Annotated in this window: 18 protein-coding genes; 4 read left to right on the top strand and 14 right to left on the bottom strand. The window is 71.1% G+C overall.

What is annotated here, in order from left to right; translation table 11 throughout:
- Positions 1–34: 34 nt before the first annotated feature.
- Together AB0M08_RS37670 and AB0M08_RS37665 are read right to left on the bottom strand one after the other, a co-directional pair.
- Positions 35–580: a TrmH family RNA methyltransferase gene (locus AB0M08_RS37670; RefSeq protein WP_364504465.1), complete on the bottom strand. Its 546-nt coding sequence runs from the start codon at positions 578–580 to the stop codon at positions 35–37.
- A gap of 267 nt (positions 581–847) precedes the next feature.
- Positions 848–1495 (bottom strand): TetR/AcrR family transcriptional regulator, encoded by a 648-nt coding sequence (locus AB0M08_RS37665; protein ID WP_364504464.1) that lies wholly within the window; start codon positions 1493–1495, stop codon positions 848–850.
- Between the two features lie 49 nt (positions 1496–1544).
- Between AB0M08_RS37665 and AB0M08_RS37660 the strand changes: the two genes are divergently transcribed.
- Positions 1545–1877, top strand: a complete 333-nt coding sequence (locus AB0M08_RS37660) for a hypothetical protein (RefSeq protein WP_364504463.1) — start codon at positions 1545–1547, stop codon at positions 1875–1877.
- A 34-nt stretch (positions 1878–1911) separates the two neighbouring features.
- Complete coding sequence (locus AB0M08_RS37655; RefSeq protein WP_364504462.1) at positions 1912–2301, top strand: VOC family protein; 390 nt, start codon at positions 1912–1914, stop codon at positions 2299–2301.
- On the opposite strand, the gene AB0M08_RS37650 is transcribed toward AB0M08_RS37655, so the two are convergent.
- The 6 genes from AB0M08_RS37650 to AB0M08_RS37625 all read right to left on the bottom strand — a co-directional run bounded on the left by AB0M08_RS37650 (position 2265) and on the right by AB0M08_RS37625 (position 9585).
- Positions 2265–4298, bottom strand: coding sequence for a beta-galactosidase (locus AB0M08_RS37650; RefSeq protein WP_364504461.1), 2034 nt, complete (start codon positions 4296–4298; stop codon positions 2265–2267). The genes AB0M08_RS37655 and AB0M08_RS37650 overlap by 37 nt on opposite strands.
- A complete protein-coding gene (locus AB0M08_RS37645; RefSeq protein WP_364504460.1) occupies positions 4249–4956 on the bottom strand; it encodes a hypothetical protein in 708 nt (235 codons plus the stop codon). The genes AB0M08_RS37650 and AB0M08_RS37645 overlap by 50 nt, the downstream gene beginning before the upstream one ends.
- The gene (locus tag AB0M08_RS37640) at positions 4949–6583 is read right to left on the bottom strand and encodes an extracellular solute-binding protein (RefSeq protein ID WP_364504458.1); all 1635 of its coding nucleotides are present in this window, start codon (positions 6581–6583) and stop codon (positions 4949–4951) included. Before AB0M08_RS37640 ends, AB0M08_RS37645 begins: the two co-directional genes overlap by 8 nt.
- Positions 6584–6592: 9 nt before the next feature.
- Positions 6593–7462 carry a carbohydrate ABC transporter permease gene (locus AB0M08_RS37635; RefSeq protein ID WP_364504455.1) on the bottom strand — a complete coding sequence of 290 codons (870 nt, stop codon included), beginning with the start codon at positions 7460–7462 and terminating at the stop codon, positions 6593–6595.
- Positions 7459–8367 carry an ABC transporter permease subunit gene (locus AB0M08_RS37630; RefSeq protein ID WP_364504452.1) on the bottom strand — a complete coding sequence of 303 codons (909 nt, stop codon included), beginning with the start codon at positions 8365–8367 and terminating at the stop codon, positions 7459–7461. The genes AB0M08_RS37635 and AB0M08_RS37630 overlap by 4 nt, the downstream gene beginning before the upstream one ends.
- A 138-nt stretch (positions 8368–8505) precedes the next feature.
- On the bottom strand, positions 8506–9585 hold the full coding sequence (locus AB0M08_RS37625) for a hypothetical protein (protein WP_364504449.1): 1080 nt from the start codon (positions 9583–9585) through the stop codon (positions 8506–8508).
- A 108-nt stretch (positions 9586–9693) separates the two neighbouring features.
- Here AB0M08_RS37625 and AB0M08_RS37620 point away from each other — a divergent pair, with 108 nt between their 5' ends.
- Positions 9694–10278 (top strand): helix-turn-helix domain-containing protein, encoded by a 585-nt coding sequence (locus AB0M08_RS37620; RefSeq protein ID WP_364504446.1) that lies wholly within the window; start codon positions 9694–9696, stop codon positions 10276–10278.
- A 76-nt stretch (positions 10279–10354) separates the two neighbouring features.
- Here the strand turns inward: AB0M08_RS37620 and AB0M08_RS37615 are convergent, their stop codons facing one another.
- The 5 genes from AB0M08_RS37615 to AB0M08_RS37595 form a co-directional block, all read right to left on the bottom strand.
- Complete coding sequence (locus tag AB0M08_RS37615) at positions 10355–11968, bottom strand: diguanylate cyclase (protein ID WP_364504443.1); 1614 nt, start codon at positions 11966–11968, stop codon at positions 10355–10357.
- Positions 11969–11998: 30 nt separating this feature from the next.
- A complete protein-coding gene (locus tag AB0M08_RS37610) occupies positions 11999–12619 on the bottom strand; it encodes a DUF2238 domain-containing protein (RefSeq protein WP_364504440.1) in 621 nt (206 codons plus the stop codon).
- A gap of 106 nt (positions 12620–12725) precedes the next feature.
- Positions 12726–13082: a hypothetical protein gene (locus tag AB0M08_RS37605; protein ID WP_364504437.1), complete on the bottom strand. Its 357-nt coding sequence runs from the start codon at positions 13080–13082 to the stop codon at positions 12726–12728.
- 127 nt (positions 13083–13209) lie between these two features.
- Positions 13210–14061 carry an IclR family transcriptional regulator gene (locus tag AB0M08_RS37600; protein ID WP_364504435.1) on the bottom strand — a complete coding sequence of 284 codons (852 nt, stop codon included), beginning with the start codon at positions 14059–14061 and terminating at the stop codon, positions 13210–13212.
- Between the two features lie 4 nt (positions 14062–14065).
- Positions 14066–14893 (bottom strand): aldo/keto reductase, encoded by an 828-nt coding sequence (locus AB0M08_RS37595; protein ID WP_364504432.1) that lies wholly within the window; start codon positions 14891–14893, stop codon positions 14066–14068.
- Positions 14894–14943: 50 nt separating this feature from the next.
- Here AB0M08_RS37595 and AB0M08_RS37590 point away from each other — a divergent pair, with 50 nt between their 5' ends.
- A complete protein-coding gene (locus AB0M08_RS37590) occupies positions 14944–16287 on the top strand; it encodes a hypothetical protein (RefSeq protein WP_364504429.1) in 1344 nt (447 codons plus the stop codon).
- Here the strand turns inward: AB0M08_RS37590 and AB0M08_RS37585 are convergent.
- Positions 16239–17072: a patatin-like phospholipase family protein gene (locus tag AB0M08_RS37585; protein WP_364504426.1), complete on the bottom strand. Its 834-nt coding sequence runs from the start codon at positions 17070–17072 to the stop codon at positions 16239–16241. The genes AB0M08_RS37590 and AB0M08_RS37585 overlap by 49 nt on opposite strands.
- Between the last annotated feature and the right edge of the window lie 25 nt (positions 17073–17097).

The following is a 17097-nucleotide window of genomic DNA, read 5'->3' as shown; positions in this document are numbered from 1 at the left end:
CATGTCCCCTTCCGTGGCGTGACGCACCAGGCTCTCACAGCAGTCCGGCCAGCCGGTACAGCACCAGCGACCCGGCGACGGCGACGTTGAGGCTCGAACCCGTACCCGTCATCGGGATCTCCACCGCGCCGTCGAGCAGGTCGAGTGCCTCCGGCGGGATGCCGGTGGCCTCGTGCCCGAGCACCATCACCGTCCGCTTGCGGGCGGGTGGGACGTCGGCGAGCCGGACCGCCTCGTCGGCCAGCTCCACGCCGAGGATGTTCGTCCCGGCCCGGCGCTCGTCGGCGAGCCAGCGCAGCGGACTGCCGACCCGGTGCACGCAGGCCGGTTGTCGCAGCGTGTTGCCCCGATCGAGGGCCTCGTCCACCCAGCGGAACGGCGGCACCGCCAGGCAGGCCCCGACGGCGTCACAGGTGCGCAGCAGGGTACCGAGGTTGGCACCGTGCATCGGCCAGAGCGGGGCGGCGACGAGGTGACCCCAGCACCGGTGCCGGCGAGGACGGCGGGCCGACCGGATCTCCCCAGGAGTCCGGACCCGGATGGCGGGCTTCACCGCGGGGGAGCGACAGCGCTCCGGCATTCGAAGATCATGGAGGACGTGCTTCTCGGCGCACGCGAGCCATCGACAGGTGACGTGAGTGTGTGCCGGAGCCTACCGCGCCGATCACCTCTGTGGCCACTGGAGAACCTCCTGCGCGTGCGTGTTGGAAGACGTGCTCGGTCCGCCCGTCGCGGACGACCAGCGTGAGCCGTCGGTGTGGCCGCGGGTGCCCCGGTGCCGTGAAGGCACGATGGAAGGCTTCTCTTCGCTGCGTGAGTAGTGAGAAGAATCCCTAGGGAATGAGGGTCACCGTACGGCGGCGAGCAGGTGGTGAATGGTCAGCGGGGAGGGCGGCAGGGGTGGGCCGCCGTGGTCGGCCGAGAAGCCGGCCAGCAGGTACGCGACCATTCTTCGGGCGGTCTCGGTGGCGTCGCCGGGGAAGAGCGTGACCAGGCCCGCCACCGCCGCGACGACCAGTGCCAGGTCTGCCGGAACGAAGTCGGGCCGCAGCCGGCCGGCTGCCTTGGCCCGTTCGATGAGTTCGTGGAAGGCGCGGACGGCACGGCTCCGGTCTTCGTCGAGCGCGGCCATGTCCGTACCGGAGAGGCCGGAGAGGAATGCGGCGCTGAAACCTCGGTGGACGGTCTGCAGAACGGCGAGTTCGGAGAGCATCGTGCAGAACCCGCGCCACGGGTCCGGGTCGGCCAGCGCGTCGTCGACCGCGGTCACGCACTCCGCGAACTGGTCCGCGAAGACCGCGCCGACCAGGGAGTCCTTGGTCGGGAATCGCCGGTAGAGGGTGGCCGTGCCGATGCCGGCGCGGCGGGCGATGGTGGCCATCGGGACGTCCGGGCCGCGTTCGGCGAACAGTTCCCGGGCCGCCTCGACGATCCGGTCGCGGTTGCGCTGAGCGTCGGAACGCAGGGGTGGAAGTGGAGACGCCAGGCTACCCATTGCTGTCACTTTAGGGTGCGGGCGCGGAACGGCCGATAGGTTCCCGGGCATGAACAGCGCTCTTCGGACGGCGGTCGGCGGGTTCAACCGCATCGTGGTGAAATTGCAGGTCCTGCCCTGGATGCGGCGGCGGATGACGGTGGTCACCTATGTCGGGCGGCGGTCGGGGCGGGAGTTCAGCACGCCGGTCGCCTATTTCCGTACCGATTCCGGCGTACGGATCGACGTGATGATGCCGGACGCGAAGAACTGGTGGCGGAACTTCACCGGCGCGGGCGGGCCGCTGACCGTTCGGCTGGACGGTGCCGACCGGACCGGGCACGCCGTCGCGGAGCGGTCGGGTAAGCGCCGGGTGACGGTCAGCGTGCATCTGGCGGAGTAGATCGCGCATCTAGCGGAGTGGATATGGTGGGACCATGGCAACGGTGCGGCAGGTCCAGATCACGTTCGATTGCAAGGATCCCGTGCGGGTCGCCCGGTTCTGGTGCGAGGTCATGGGGTACGAGCTGGCGCCGGGCCTGGACGAGGACGGGCCGTGGGCGGCGGCGACCGATCCGACGGGCGCCGGGTCGCGGCTGTTCTTCCAGCGTGTGCCCGAGGGCAAGGTCGTCAAGAACCGGGTGCACCTCGACGTCCGCGCCGGCATCGGCCTGGTCGGCGCCGAGCGCATCGCCGTCCTCGAGGCGGAGGCGGCGCGGCTGATCGCCCTCGGCGCCACCCACGTGCTGACCCAGTACGCCGACGAGGAGAACGAGTCGTGCATCACCCTTCAGGACGTCGAGGGCAACGAGTTCTGCCTGGACTGAGCGCGCAGGATCAGCACCCCGTGCGCGTCGAGGGTCACCTTGTCACCGGCGGTCAGCGCGGCGCCGGTGAGCAGATCCTCGCCGTCCATCGGGATCACCACCGACGTGGGACGATCGCCGTGGTGGAGGACGAACCGGACCCGTGACCCGTCCGGCATGACCCGCGTCGTGGACTCCACCTCGGCGACGTCGGCGTAGGGGCCGAGTAGTCCATGAGGGGCGAGCGCCTGCCGGATCACCCACGTCACCCCGGCGGCGTCCAGCCCGGCCCCGACGTACCAGGCGTGCCCGGTGCCGACGTCGTTGCGGGTCACCGCCGCCGTCCCCGCGTAGAAGTCGCTCTGGTACGTGCCGAACACGTCGGCGCCCTCCGGGATGACCAGCTCGAACAGCAGCCGGGCGTCCGAGACCAGGCCGCCGATGGCGACCGGGTTGACGTACGTCGCCTCGCGCGCGTCCCACTCGTCCACGCGTACGCCGAAGAGGTGTGCCAACGGACCGGGCACGTCCATCAGGAACGCGTTGTCGTTCTCGTCGACGCGCCCGGAGAGGAACGTGCCGACGACCGTCCCGCCGCGTGCCGCCACCGCTCCCAGCCGCTCGGTAAGTCCGTCTTTGACCATGTGCAGGGCGGGCGCGACCACCACGTCATAACCGGTCAGATCGGCGGTCACCGGGACCACGTCGAGATCCACGCCGGCATCCCAGAGCGCCCGGTGATAGCGGAGCACCACGTCCTGGTACCGGACGAGCCGGGACGGTCCGTCGGACATCTCCAGCGCCCACCAGCTGTCCCAGTCGAAGAGGATCGCGACCCGCGCCGGCGTCCGGCCGCCCAGCGTGGCCGATCCCAGCAGCTCAAGCTCGGCGCCGAGAGCGGAGACTTCTTTCACGACCCTTGTTCCGGTACGACCGGAATGACCGATCACGGCACCGTGGTACTTCTCGCTGGCGCCCCGGCTCGCCCGCATCTGGAAGAACAGCACCGCGTCCGCGCCGTGGGCGACCGCCTGCCAGCTCCACAGCCGCATGATCCCGGGCCGTTTGAGCGGATTGACGTCCCGGCACGCGGTGACGCTCGGCGTCTGCTCCATCAGCCAGAACGGCGCGCCGTCCTTGAGCCCGCGGATCAGGTCGTGGGTGAAGGCCATCCGCGCCGCCGAGCGGTCGTCCGGCGGATAGTTGTCCCACGAGGCGAAGTCCAGGTGCGGCGCCCACCGGTGGTAGTCGATCGGCTTGTACATGCCCATGAAGTTGGTGGTCACCGGGGTATCCGGATCGGACTCGCGGATGGCGTCCTTCTCGTCCCGGAAGTTGGCCAGCATCGCGTCCGACATGAACCGCAGATAGTCCAGGGTGATCCCCTGGAACGCGGTGTGGTCCGGACCGCGCCAGTGCTCGGTCAGCGCGTTCGGCGGCTCGATCTCGTCCCAGTCGGTGAACGTGTGCGACCAGAACGTGGTGTACCAGGCCGTGTTGAGCGCCTCCAGGCTGCCGTGACGCTGCCGCAGCCAGGCGCGGAACCCGGCCGCGCAGAACTCGCAGTAGCAGGCGCCGCCGTACTCGTTGCCGACGTGCCAGGCGACGATCGCGGGGTTCCCGGCGTAGCGGGCGGCGATCCGGCGGGCCATCTCGGTGGCGAGCCGGCGGAAGACCGGCGCGCTGGGGCAGGAGTTGTGGCGCTGGCCGAACCGGTGCTTGCGGCCCTCGAAATCGGTCCGGGTCACCTCGGGGTTGGAGCGCGCCAGCCAGGCGGGGTGGGCGCCGGTGCCGGTGGCCAGGCAGATCTGGCGGCCCTCGGCGGCGGCCCGCTCGACGATCCGGTCCAGGGTGCTGAAGTCGTAGACGCCGGGCGCGGGCTGGGTCAGGCCCCAGGTGAAGACGCCGACCGTGAGCGTGTCGATCCCGGCGAGCTCGAAGATCCGGTGGTCGTCGTCCCAGACCTGCTCAGGCCACTGTTCCGGGTTGTAGTCGCCGCCGTAGGGGATCTTGCGCATCGGAAGTGAACTCCTCACGGACGACGTCGATCAACCTACGACTATTAAAGAGTATTGCCAGTAGCGCCACCGAGCCGAGGAGGACGACCGCGGAGCCCGCGAGCGCCGCCAGGAACAGCACGCAGGCGTTGCCCACGGCCGCTCCCGGCGCGCGGACCAGGAACATCGCGGCGAGCCGGACCACGTCGCGGACCGGGAAGGCGAAGAGCGACGTGACGACCAGGGCGTTCACCATGCCGAGTGTGGCGACCGCGGCGACCGCCAGCAGCGGGACGCGCCACCAGCCGGGCAGGCCGCTGCTCTCCAGATGCGACAGGTCGGCCGCCAGGACGGTGATCCAGATCAGCCACGCGGACCAGATCGGGAGGACGCCGCGGGCGTTGCGCCGGTATCCGCGCCGGAACGCGGCGGCGGGATGCAGATCGGTCAGGTCGAGGCTGCGATGGTGCAGCGCGTAGAGGGCGGCGGAGAGCGCCGGGCCGGCCGGAAGCGCGCCGAGGGCCGCCAGCGGCAGGTTGCCGGCGTCCCGGTCCAGCAGGACGAGGAGCAGCAGGCCGGGGCCCGCGGTGAGCAGGAGCAGCACCTCGACGCCGAGCAGGACGTGGACGAGCGCGGCGGCGCGGGAGAACGGGCCGGTCACGGCGAACCGCTCAGCCATGGGCCTTCTTGTACCGCTCGTACGCCGTGTTGACCACGTCCAGGTACTGGGTGGCGTTCCGGGAGTTCAGCTCCTGGACGTACGTGTCCCACTCGGAGAGCGGCCGCTGTCCGAGGATGAACCGCAACGTCTGCTGGAACACGTAGTCCTTGAGCGCGGAGTCCCAGAGCGAGACCTGCTCGCGCTCCTCGACGGTCAGCGGCGCGGGTGGCCCGACCGGCCGGAGCGTCCGCTTGTTCATCTCCGCCTGGAACGTCTTCTCCTCGTCGGAGAACTGCGAGTTGAGCATCGCCGTGCTGCCGCCGTACGCGAAAACGCCGTTGGAGAATCCGTAGTCGACCTGCAGATCCTTGCTCGCGGACGGGTTGATGCCGCCCCACTTGATCCCGGGGTCGAGGGTGAAGGAGCCGTCGGCGACGCTGCCGGAGTAGGTCTGGCCCTCGATGCCCCACTTGCTGAACATCAGGCCGTCGTCGGAGTACCAGAGCCAGTCGATGAACTGCAGCATGGCCACGAAGTTCGGTGACTCCTTGGCCTTGGCGGAGATCATGATGCCGTTCTCCAGCCGGGTGACCGGGTCGAGCGTGGCGCCGGCCGGGCCGATCGGCAGGATCAGCTTCGCGACGGTGGCGCCGGGGATCTCGGCGATGTCCTTGCGGGCCTCGTTCACCAGGGTCTGCGCGTTGCAGCTGATCACGAAGGACTTCCCGGTGGCGAACTTCTGCCGGGCGACGTCGTCGGTCTGGGTGAAGCTCTCCGGGTCGATCAGCTTCTCGGTGACGAGCGTGTTCAGGTACTGCAGCACCTGCCGGTACTCGTCCATCGCGCCGGAGAAGATCCATTTGCCGGCGTTCGCGTCCCAGTGCACCGGGTTCCAGCCCCAGCCCGCGTGCGTCCCGTACGACGTCGCGATGATGTTGAGCAGGTTGTTGCCGCCCGGCTGCGGGGGAGTGCTCCACCGGTCGGAGAGCGGATACCGGTCCGGGTACGCCTTCCGCATCGCGCGCAGCACGTCGGCCAGGTCCTCCCAGGACGACGGCTGGCTCAGCCCGAGTCTGGTCATCACGTCGGTGCGGGCCGCGAGGGAGTAGTCCTGCCAGGCGTTCTCGTGCAGGCCGGGCAGCAGGTAGTACTTGCCGTCCTCGGCCTTGTACTGGTCCAGGTTCGGCTGCAGGCCCCAGCGGGCGACCTTGTCCTGGAAGTGCGGCATCAGGTGGACGTAGTCGCTGACCGGCAGGATCGCGCCGCCGGCGATGAACGCGTTCTCGTCCGGGTGGTACGTCTTCGGGATGATGAACGGCGCGTTCCCGGCGCTCACCATCACGCTGCGCTTCTGGTTGTAGTCGCTGTACGGCACCGTGGTCGCGTCGAAGCTGACGTTGGTCCGCTTGGTCAGCTCGGCGAAGAACGGCCAGTCCGCCTTGTAGGGGTACGCCGGGTTGCTGAGCATCAGGATCGGGAATGTCAGCGGCTCGGTCGCCCGGAACTGGTCCCCGACCGTGAACGAGGCCATCGCTCCGGCTTTCTTGTCCTCGAGACTCTCGTTCGTGTCCTCCGAGGAGGAGCACGCGGCGACTCCGGACAGTGCCGCGGCGGTGAGCAGGTGTCGTCTGGTGAGCTGAACCATCGAAGGCCCCTAGCCTTTCACAGCGCCGATCGTGACGCCGGAGACGAAGAATCTCTGGATGAACGGGTAGACGAGCATGATCGGCAGCATGGTCAGGACGATCGTGACGGCCTGGATGCTGGCCGCGATCTGCAGCGCGGTGTCGCTGGTCGCGGTGTTGTCGGTGCCGGTGCTGGCCCCGGCGATCAGGTTGCGCAGGTAGACGGTGACCGGGAAGAGCTCCTGCCGGTCCATGTAGAGGAACCCGGCGAACCACGAGTTCCAGAACGACACCGCGTAGAAGAGCAGCATCGTGGCGAGCACCGCCTTCGACAGCGGCAGCACGATCCGCCGGAGGATCCCGTACGTGCCGAGCCCGTCGACCGCCGCCGCCTCCTCCAGCTCCGGCGGCAGGCTCTCGAAGAACGCCTTCATCACCAGCAGGTTGAAGACGCTGATCGCGTTCGGCAGCACGATCGCCCCGAGCGTGTTGCGCATCCCGAGCGTGCTGACCAGCACGTAGTTCGGGATCAGGCCGCCGTTGAAGAACATCGTGAAGACCGCGACCCCGACGAGGAGACCTCGGCCCTTCAGCCGCGGCTTGCTGAGGACGTACGCGTAACAGGTGGTCAGCACCAGTGCGATGGCGGTCGCCGTCGCGGTGTAGAGCACGGTGTTCCGGTAGTTCGTCCAGAACAGCGCGTCCGACATGACCCGCTGATACGTGGTCAGGTTGAACCCTTTCGGCCAGAGCGTGACCTCGCCGGCCCGGATCTGCTGCTCGCCGCTGAACGAGCGCGCCACGATGGTGACGAACGGGAAGAGCGTCACCGCGACCACGCCGGCCAGCACGAACGCGTTGACCGCCTGGAACGCCCGGTATCCCCGGGTCGGCCTCACCACAGGCTCGTCCCCACCGTGCGGCGGGAGATGGTGTTCGCGCCGAGCACCAGGATCAGCCCGATGACCGATTCGAACAGCCCGATGGCGGCGGCGTAGCTGAAGCTGCCCGAGACGATGCCGACCCGGTAGAGGTAGGTCGGGATGACGTCCGCGGTGGCGTACGTGAGCGGGTTGTAGAGCAGCAGCACCTTCTCGAACCCGACCGCCAGGAAGGTGCCGACGTTGAGGATCAGCAGCGTGACCATGGTGGGCCGGATGCCGGGGAGCGTGACGTGCCAGGTCTGCCGCCAGCGGTTCGCGCCGTCCACCATGGCCTGGTCGTACAGGTCGTGATCGATCGTGGTCAGCGCGGCGAGGTAGAGGATCGTCCCCCACCCGACGGTCTGCCACACCTCCGAGGAGACGTAGAGGGTCCGGAACCAGTCCGGCTCCTGGATGAACGCGATCGGGTCGTGCCCCACCGCCCGGAGTCCGTGATTGATCACCCCGTCCGTCGCGACGGTCTGCAGGATCAGCCCGGCGACCACCACGATCGACAGGAAGTGCGGCAGGTACGAGATCGTCTGTACGAGCCCCTTCAGCCAACGGGTGCGCACCTCGTTGAGCAGCAGGGCGAGCACGATCGGCAGCGGGAAGCAGAAGAGCAGCGTCAGCCCGCCGATCACGATGGTGTTGGTGAACACGTGCCAGAACGTCGGGTCGGCCAGGAACATCCGGAAGTATCGGAGCCCGACCCAGGTCTCCCCGAAGAGCGCGCCGCCCGGCTGGTAGCGCCGGAACGCGATCACGTTCCCCAGCATCGGCAGATACCGGAAGACCGCGAAGAACACCAGCGGCAGGACCGCGAGCGAGTAGAGCTGCCAATCCCGGCGCACGGCACGCGCCCACGATCCGTTCTTCATGCCCGCCGCCCCGTAACTTCCATCGACGAAACGGTATGTCTAGGCGGCGAACGTATGCTGCGGATCACTGTCGTGTCAAGAACATGAACAGCGAGAGACGTCGATGATCTTCCGGTAGTCTGCGGCTTCGATTCGAAACTATCGGTGACTCGTGGTGAGGTATTCGCCGCCGCATGACGCGGCCAGTCCGGTGCCGAAGAGCGCGGCCGGAGTGAAGGCGCCCGGTCGGCCCTCGCCGTCCAGCAGCCGGCGCGCGACCTCGGCGGGCACCGCGCCGGTGAACTCCTGCGCGTCGCCGAGTCGCAGCCAGCCCTCCCGGGTCTCGCCGTTCGCCCAGGTCGCCACCGCATGACCCCAGGAGTGCTCGCGGGGCCGGTCGGCTGCCTTCACGGTCACCGCGGCGAGCCGGCGCTTCGCGAACTCGCGCAGCGGCGCCCAGTTCAGCAGCGCGAGCGCGACCGGCAGGACGGCCCGGATCGCCGTACCGGAGGGCGCTTCGCTGGAGGCGGAGACCACGAAGCGCGCGCCGCTCGCCCGCTGGGCCGCGAGCAGTTCGCCGAGGGGCATGCCCGCGGTGGTCACCTCGGCGCCGTCCGGCAGCGTGAGCCGCATCGGGTCATCCGCGATCCGTGCCGGTGCCGGTCGTCCCTCCGCGATCCGGCGCCCCTGGAAGCGGCCGCCGCCCGGTACGCCGGGTAGTCCGTCCAGGATGGTCGCGGCGAGGGCCGCCCCGACCGGGCCCGCCTCCACCGCCATCGAGGGCACCATGTCCACGCGTACCCGCAAAGGGGTGGAATGCCCTTCGCAGATCTTCATGAGGGCGCTCTCGGTGGCGGTCACCCCGAAGCCCGCCCCCGTGACGAGCGTCTGCCCGGCCGCCGTCGCGGCGTCGTTCCGGTCGAGCGTGGCGCCGACCGCCGCGAGGTCGTTGGCCAGGTCGACGTAGTGGCTCCCCGCGCCGATGATCGGCCCGGCCGTCTCGGTGAACGGCCCGACCGTGTTGATCACGACCGCCGGTCGCCGTCGCCGGATCTCCGCCGCGGTGTGGTCGATGGAGGCGGACACCAGCGTCCGGCTGCCGGTCGCCCGCGCGGCGGTCTCCAGGCGGTCCGCATCCCGCCCGACCAGGGTGGCGGTCAGCCCGCGCGTCGCCAGCTCACTCGCGACGGCGCGTCCGCTGCGCCCGGTGCCGCCCAGGATCCAGACCTCGGTGCTCATGATGTGCCCTCCTGTTTCCTGCCGATTGTTCCCGCCGTCGTGATGACACGCGATGTCGTCACCATACATCGTGATGACACGGCATGTCATCACGGTAGGATCGAGCCGATGAGCAGATGGCGACCGGACGCGCGGGAACGGCTGGAGCGGGCCGCTCTCGAACTCTTCGCCGAGCAGGGCTTCGCCGCCACCACGGTTCCGCAGATCACCGAGCGGGCCGGACTGACCACGCGGACGTTCTTCCGGCACTACGCCGACAAGCGCGAGGTCCTCTTCGCCGGCGAGGCCGAGCTGCCCGCCATGGCCCGGCGCATGATCGCCGACGCCCCGCCCTCGGCCGACCCGCTGACACTGATCACCGGCGCCCTGCGCGCGGTGGCCGACACCCGCTTCGAGGGCCGCCGCGCCGACCTGCTCCGGCGCCGCGAGATCGTCCGCTCCGATCCCGGCCTGGGCGAACGCGAGCTCCGCAAACGCGCGGTGATCTGCGAGGCGGTCACCGCGGCCTGCCGGGAGCGCGGCTTCCCCGCGATGACCGCCGCCCTGCTCGCCGAGACCAGCGCGACCCTGCTCTTCGTCGCCCTCCAGGCCTGGCTGGACCAGGACGGCGACCGCCCCCTCCACGAGTTCCTCGACGAGGCCCTGACCTCGCTCCGCTCCACCCTCTCCGTCACCGGCGCCGTTCCGCACTGACACGGCCCTTCGGGGTGGCGCCGGCCGGCCTCCCCGGCCACGGTGGTGGCAGGTGTCGCGGTGGCGGCCGCGCGGGCTACCGGTCCGCGTGGGTGACCAGGCGGCCGGTGCCGAGGGCCTGCTCGACCCGGTTGCGGCCGTTCTCCTTGGCGGCGTAGAGCGCCAGGTCGGCGTCGTGGATCAGGTGGGCCGGGGTGGGCCGTGCACCGCCCCCGGCCGCGACCCCGGCGCTGAACGTCACCGCGATCTCCGCGTCGCCGGTCCGGAGCGGGTACGCCGCGACCGCCCGGCGCAGGCCGTCCGCCCAGGCCGCAGCCTCGGGGCCGGAGAGCCCGTGCAGCAGCAGCGCGAACTCCTCGCCGCCGTACCGCGCCGCCACGTCGCCCGGCCGCAGCGCACCGGTCAGCGCGTCGGCCAGGTGGACCAGGACGTCGTCGCCGGCGTTGTGGCCGTACCGGTCGTTGACCTGTTTGAAGAAGTCGATGTCGAGCAGCACCACCGCGAACGGGGTGCCGCGCTCGATGGCGGCGGTGAGCTCGGTCATCAGCTGCCGCCGGTTGAACAACCCGGTCAGGTAGTCGCGCGCGGCCTGGTCGGCGAGGCTGGCCCGGAGCGCCTCGATGGTGGCGAGCTGGCCGCGGAGCTGCCGGTTCACGTACTCGACGTGCTCGTGTTGCCGGTTCTGCTCGGTCACGTCCCGGGCGACCATGATGCACCCGGCGGGCGTGCCGCGCCGGTCGTGCAGCAGGCTGATCCGCAGGCTGAGGTCGATGCCCCGGCCGAGGACGTCGCGGATCTCGTGGTCACCGTCGGCGTCGTCGGGGACGCCCGGCACCACGCCGAGGCGATGCGGCAGCACGATCCGCCCGGTGGCGTCCCGGGTCGCCACGCCCAGGTCGGCGAGGAGCCGGGCGGCGGCCGGGTTGGCGTCGATGACCCGGCGGGTCGCGTCGAGCACGAGCACCGCGTCCGGTATCTTCCGGAAGACCTCGCGGTGCGCCACCGGGGCGATCGCCGGCCCGGCCTGCCGGGTGACCAGCCAGTACATGGTCGGGGCGCCGATCACGAAGCCGGCCGCGGTGAGGTCGATGAGCCGGCCGCCGACCATCACACCGGCGATGTTGATGATGGTCGAGGGCAGGCCGTTGACGGTGGCGATCAGGTACGCGCGGTACCGGCTGGCCTGCCGGAGGTAGGTGCGGAAGATCTTGACGGCGGAGTAGCCGATCATCGCGTAGCTGTAGAGCGCGTGCACCCAGAAGAGCGGCCCGAAGACCGAGGCGAGCGCACCGTCGATCACCGTGGGCCGCAGGCCGCTGATGAAGAGGTGGTGCCACGGGTTGGTGATGATGGCGAGGGTGCAGAGCACGGGTTCGACGGCGAGCAGCAGCGCGGTGCGCCGCTCCAGCCGCCAGAACCGGTCGGTCAGCGCCTGCGCGGTGGCCCACCAGGCCGCCACCAGCAGGAAGACCCCGGGATAGATGAGCGCGATGCCGATGCTCACGATGGTCTCGTCGCGGGTGTACAGCGTCACCATCGAGGCCGCCGACCACCACGCGGCCCCGGCGGCGAACGCGGCGATGGTGGCGAACCCGGGTGCCTCGCGGCGCCGTCGCCCCGCGGCCACCAGCACGGAGAGCGCCACGACCACGGACACGGCGAAGACTGCCGACAGCACGAGAGTCGCCATCACCCGTTCCTTCCGCGGATACGAGACGACCTATCGGCGGGCTGCCCGGGCAGATGAGAAGAAGACCGCGATCACCGCTCCCGAGGTGGCGAGCAGCATGTCGGTCTGGGCGTCCCACATGTCGCCCTGCTGGCCGTTGTACGCCTCGGCCGCCTCCGGCGCGAGCGTCATCGCGATACCCCACTCGAACAGCTCGTAGAAGGCGCTGGTGGAGAGCACCACGTCGACCGCCGCGATCGCCGACCACCGGATGCCCCGCCCGCCCGCGCGGAAGGCCGCGAACAGCACCGGCGCGAGACAGAGCCCGTACGTGAGGTGCACCAGCCGGTCGAAGTGGTTGCGCCGCCAGCCGAGCGCCTCGTTCAGCCGTACGCCGAAGAGCGCCTCGGTCCAGTCGTCGTAGGGCACGTAGGAGTACATCCAGCGCGCCGCCACCGAGTGCAGCAGCAGGAAGATCAAGATCAACAGAAGGGAGGTGTACGGCAGTGGCCTGCGCCGGTGCACGAGCACCAGGACCAGCAGCGCGACGACGGTGAGCGAGTGGTGGAGTGCCTGCTCCACCGGGTGCGGCGGGTGCCACCAGGTGGCGGCGACCACGACCAGGAAGACGGCGAGGCTCGATCGGTACACGGACGGCGACGGCGTGAGCACACGCGCACTGTAGCCATCGATGCCCACCGTCATCCGCCCCGAGAGTCCGTCCCGCGTGACGCCCGGGTTCGCGGGGAGCCGGAACCCCGCACGCCGGGTCGGCGGGTCAGCGGCGGCGGTGCAGCCAGCCGGAGAGGGCGCGGGTCAGGCGGGGCATGACCACGTAGACCATCAGGAAGACCACCGGGACGATGACCGCGCCCGAGCGCAGCACCGTGGGCCAGTCGCCGACCAGCGGGCGCAGCGCCGTCGAGACCGTGGTCTGCAGGATCCAGATCACCGAGGCGGTCATCAGGAACTGCTTCCACCGCACCGGGCCGCGCGCGGGCTTCGAACCGCGATCGCTTTCGGTCACGGATGAAGCGGAGGGGGCGGCGGACGGCGCGGCGCCAGGGGCGGGCGCCGGGACGGCTGCGGCGGCGGGAACGGCGGGGGCGGGGTGGGTCAGGGTCTCGGTGCTCACCACTGAACCATCGCCGGAGAGCGGGGCGACCCTCAATCTCGTTGCCATTGAATGGCAACCGCGGAGATCACAGGCGGTGTTGCTCACACGACTGGATCACACTTCCGGGCAGCTTGTTGCGGGTGCGTTACGCCCCGGTACCCGGTGAGGTGCCCGGGGAGACGCCGAGCGAGGCGTCGAGTGACCGGCCGATCGAGCGGGCCGCGAGCTGGACGACCGGGATCAGGCGGCGCGGGTCGGCCTTCTGCTCCGGGACGATCGCGGCGAGGGCGGCCACCACCTCACCGTCAGTGGTCAGGATCGGGCACGCCACGGACATCAGCGGCTCGATGACGTTGCGGCGCAGGGCGACCGCCTGGGTACGGCGTACGTGCGCAAGGGTCCTGCGGAGCTCGGCCGGATCGACCGGGACCTGCTCCGGCTCCCGGACCAGCGGCCGGGCCAGATACTCCGCCTGGAAGGCGGGGCCGGCGTGCGCGAGCAGCACCAGGCCGACCCCGGTGGCGTGCAGGGGCAGGCGGCCACCGACCCGGTACATGGTCGGGATCGCGTCACGGCCGGAGATCCGCTCGACCAGGATCGCCTCGTCGCCGTCCCGGACCGCGAGCAGCACGTGATGGCGGGTGGTCTCGGCGAGGTCGCCCATGTACGGCAGCGCCACCTCGCGCAGTCCGTGGCCGCGCGGGCTCAGCGAGGCCACCTCGAACAGGCGCAGGCCGATCGAGAAGCGGCCCGCAGGGTCGCGTTCCAGGGCACCCCAGGCCATCAGCCGATTCGCCAGGCGCAGCGCGGAGCTCGCCGGGATGCCGGTCCGGCGGCTCAGCTCGGTGAGCGTGAGCCGCCGGTGGTCCGCGCCGAACGCGAAGAGCAGCGCCATCGCCCGGTCCACCACCGGATCCCCGGCCGGGGGACGCCGCCCCCGAACCCGGGGCGCCCCGGCCTGCGGTCCGGCCGACGGTCCGGCCGACGGATCGGTCAACGGATCAGTGACCGAACGAGTCCGAGTCGACGACCGCCGACTCGCCCTGGTCGAGACCGGTCAGCGCGGTCATCTGCGCCTCGGTCAGCGCGAAGCCGAACACGTCCAGGTTCTCCCGCAGGCGGCGCGGGTCGGCCGACTTCGGGATCGGCACCAGGCCCAGCTGCAGGTGCCAGCGGAGAATCACCTGGGCGGGCGTACGGCCGGCCGCCGCCGCGATCTCGCCGATCAGCGGCTCGTCGAGGATCTTGACGCCCTGGCCGCCGATCGGCGACCAGCTCTCGGTGACGATGCCGTGCCCGGCGTGGAAGGCGCGGGCCTCCCGCCGGGTCGAGGCCGGGCTGAGCTGGATCTGGTTGACGTCCGGGACCACGCCGGTCGCGTCGATGATCCGCTTCAGGTGGGTGGGCTTGAAGTTGCTGGTGCCGATCGCCTTGACGGTGCCCGCCTCGAGCAGGCGCGCGAGCCCCTCCCAGGCCTCGACGTACCGGTCGTGCCCCGGGTTCGGCCAGTGGATCAGCACCAGGTCCAGGTAGTCCAGGCCGAGCGTGTCCAGGCTCTTCGCGACCGCCTCGGCGGCCAGCTCGCGACCGTGCCACTCCTTGTTGAACTTGGTGGTCACGAAGACGTCCTCGCGCGGGACCCCGCCGGCCTTCAGCCCGAGACCGACGCCGCGCTCGTTGCCGTACGCCTGCGCGGTGTCGATCAGCCGGTAACCCGCGGTCAGCGCGTCGGCGACCACCCGTTCGGCGTCCGCGTCCTTCAACGGCCAGGTCCCGGCCCCGATCCGCGGCATCTCGGCGCCGTGCACCAGCCGTACCGTCTCCGTCATCGAGGGGCTCCTCTCCCGCTGTGTTGCGTCGGTTTGATCATAATCAGCGGGTGACGGGTACAACGCTGGCGCTGCACGGCACGGTCGCCGCCTCGGTCCTGGCCGGACTCCCGGTAACCCGGCGCGCGCTGACCGGTTTCGATCCGGTCGCGTCGCCGCGCCCGGCGCGCTGGTCGCGACCGGGTGGGTGGTTGGTCGTGGTCACCGGCCTCCTCCTGCTCAATCAACTGCTCTTCACCGTGTACGCCCTGGCGGTCCGTCACGGGGACATGTCCTATCTGGCCGTGTACGTGCCGGACGGCTGGTTCGAGCTGGCCGACGGCCCGGTGATGCGCTGGATCGCGGACCACACGCCCGTGCCGGGGCTCTTCGCGGTCTGCGCGCTGCGGGTGCCGTCGCTGCTGGAGTTGCCGTTCGGGATGCTCGCCTGTCTGACCATCGTGAACTGGCTCGACCCCGGACTCTACCGCCGGATCACCCGGAGCGCCGTGGTCGTGCTGATGGCCGCCTCGTACTCGGTCACCTTCGGGCTGATCGAGATCGCGGTGGGTACGCCGTACACGAACCAGGACCTCGCACTGCGCGCCGTCTCCGGAGTGCTCACCGCCCTGGCCCTGCGCCACCTGGGCCGCCTGCCGTCCGGGGTGTCCGCGCCGTCCGGAGTGGCCGCGCCGTCCGGAGTGGCCGCGCCGTCCGTGGTGGCCGTACCGTCCGGAGTGGCCGCGCCGGGCGGGGTGGCCATGCCGCCCGGGGTGGCCCGGCCGCGCACCGCCGCCGAACTGCTCGCCTTCGCCGCCTCGACCGCCGCCCTCGGTTACCTGGTGCTCGCGCTCTACGACAGCGTCCTGCTCTACAGCCTGGGCCGTCTCCCGGCGCACCTCCCCGGGATGGCCGCCGCGGGCCTGGTGCTGCTCGCCGCCCGGTCGGCCGCCACCCGGCTGCGCCGCCGCCCGGTCGCCGCCGTCCCCGGCCCGTGCCTGGACACCCTGATCACCGGCCTGGTCTGGTGGATGGCCCTGTTCCTGATCCCGGCGCTGGCCATCCGGTACGAGCTCGGCTTCGGCTCGGCCCGGTTCGCCGCCGCCGCGGGCCTGCTGGTGATCGCCTCCGCGACGGCCGCCACCCTGCACGAGGTCCGGACCCGGCTCCCCGCGGGTGGCACGCGGCGCTGGCTGTCCGGGCTCGCCGTGGCCGCGCCGGCCGCGGTCGCCCTCGCCGGACTGGGGCTCGCCGTCCCCGCCCGCCACACGGAGACCCGGCTGCTCGCGGCCGCGGCGCTCTTCGTGCTCACCGCGACCTTCGTCGCCACCGCCTGGGACCGCCGCGGGTCTCGGCCCGCCCGGTCTCAGTCCGTCCAGACCGCCGCGACCGCCTCGGCGAGCGCCGCGCCCTGACGCAGGCCCGCCCGCACCGACGCCGGTCGCCGGGTCGGGTCCATGAAGTTGGTGCCGAAGATCTCCAGAGTCGCCTCGTCCGGCTCGACCAGCAGCGTCTTCCCGGCCCCGGTCGCGGCGATCTCGTCGGCGATCCGGTCCCGGCTCAGCACCGCCAGCGGCGCGATCACCACCAGCCGGTCCGCGCCGGTGGCCAGGTCGGCGCCCGCCCCGAGCCGGATCCCGCCGTCCATGTAACGGCGGCCGTCGATCGTCACCGGCGGCATCAGGCCCGGCACCGCGCAGCTCGCCGAGACCGCCCGCAGCAGCGGCGCCCCCGACCGGCGGTCGAGCACCACGTCCCGTCCGTCCGCGGTGTCCACGACGACCAGGCGCAGGTCACGCTCGGGCCAGTCGCGTACCGGAAGGAGGGGTCGCATCCTCGCCAGGTAGGCGTCCTCGTCCTGGTTGGGGGCGGCCAGGGCCATGGCGCCGACCTGCGCGCGCCCCTGCTGAGCGGGCACCGCCGGGTCGACCAGCACCGAGAGCGCGGCCATCCACTGCGCGTTCCCGCCGGTGCTGCGCCCGCTCCGCCCGGCCGGGGGCTCCTCCTCCTGGAGCGCGACGGCCTTCTCCAGGTCGGTGCCGGCCGCCACCAGGGTGCCCACCACCGAACCGGCGGACGTCCCGACGATGACGTCCGCCGTGCCGAGGTCGACCCCGGCCCGCCGGAGCCCGCAGAGCAGTCCGAGATGCCAGGCGATCCCGGTGATCCCACCGCCGCCGAGTACGAGTGCCGTCGTCATCCACCCGACGGTAATGATCGGCCGG

This window comes from Actinoplanes sp. NPDC051851, assembly GCF_040681165.1.
GTDB lineage: Bacteria > Actinomycetota > Actinomycetes > Mycobacteriales > Micromonosporaceae > Actinoplanes.
Note: the sequence above shows the minus strand (reverse complement) of the source record. Positions and strands in the feature narration are given on the sequence as shown.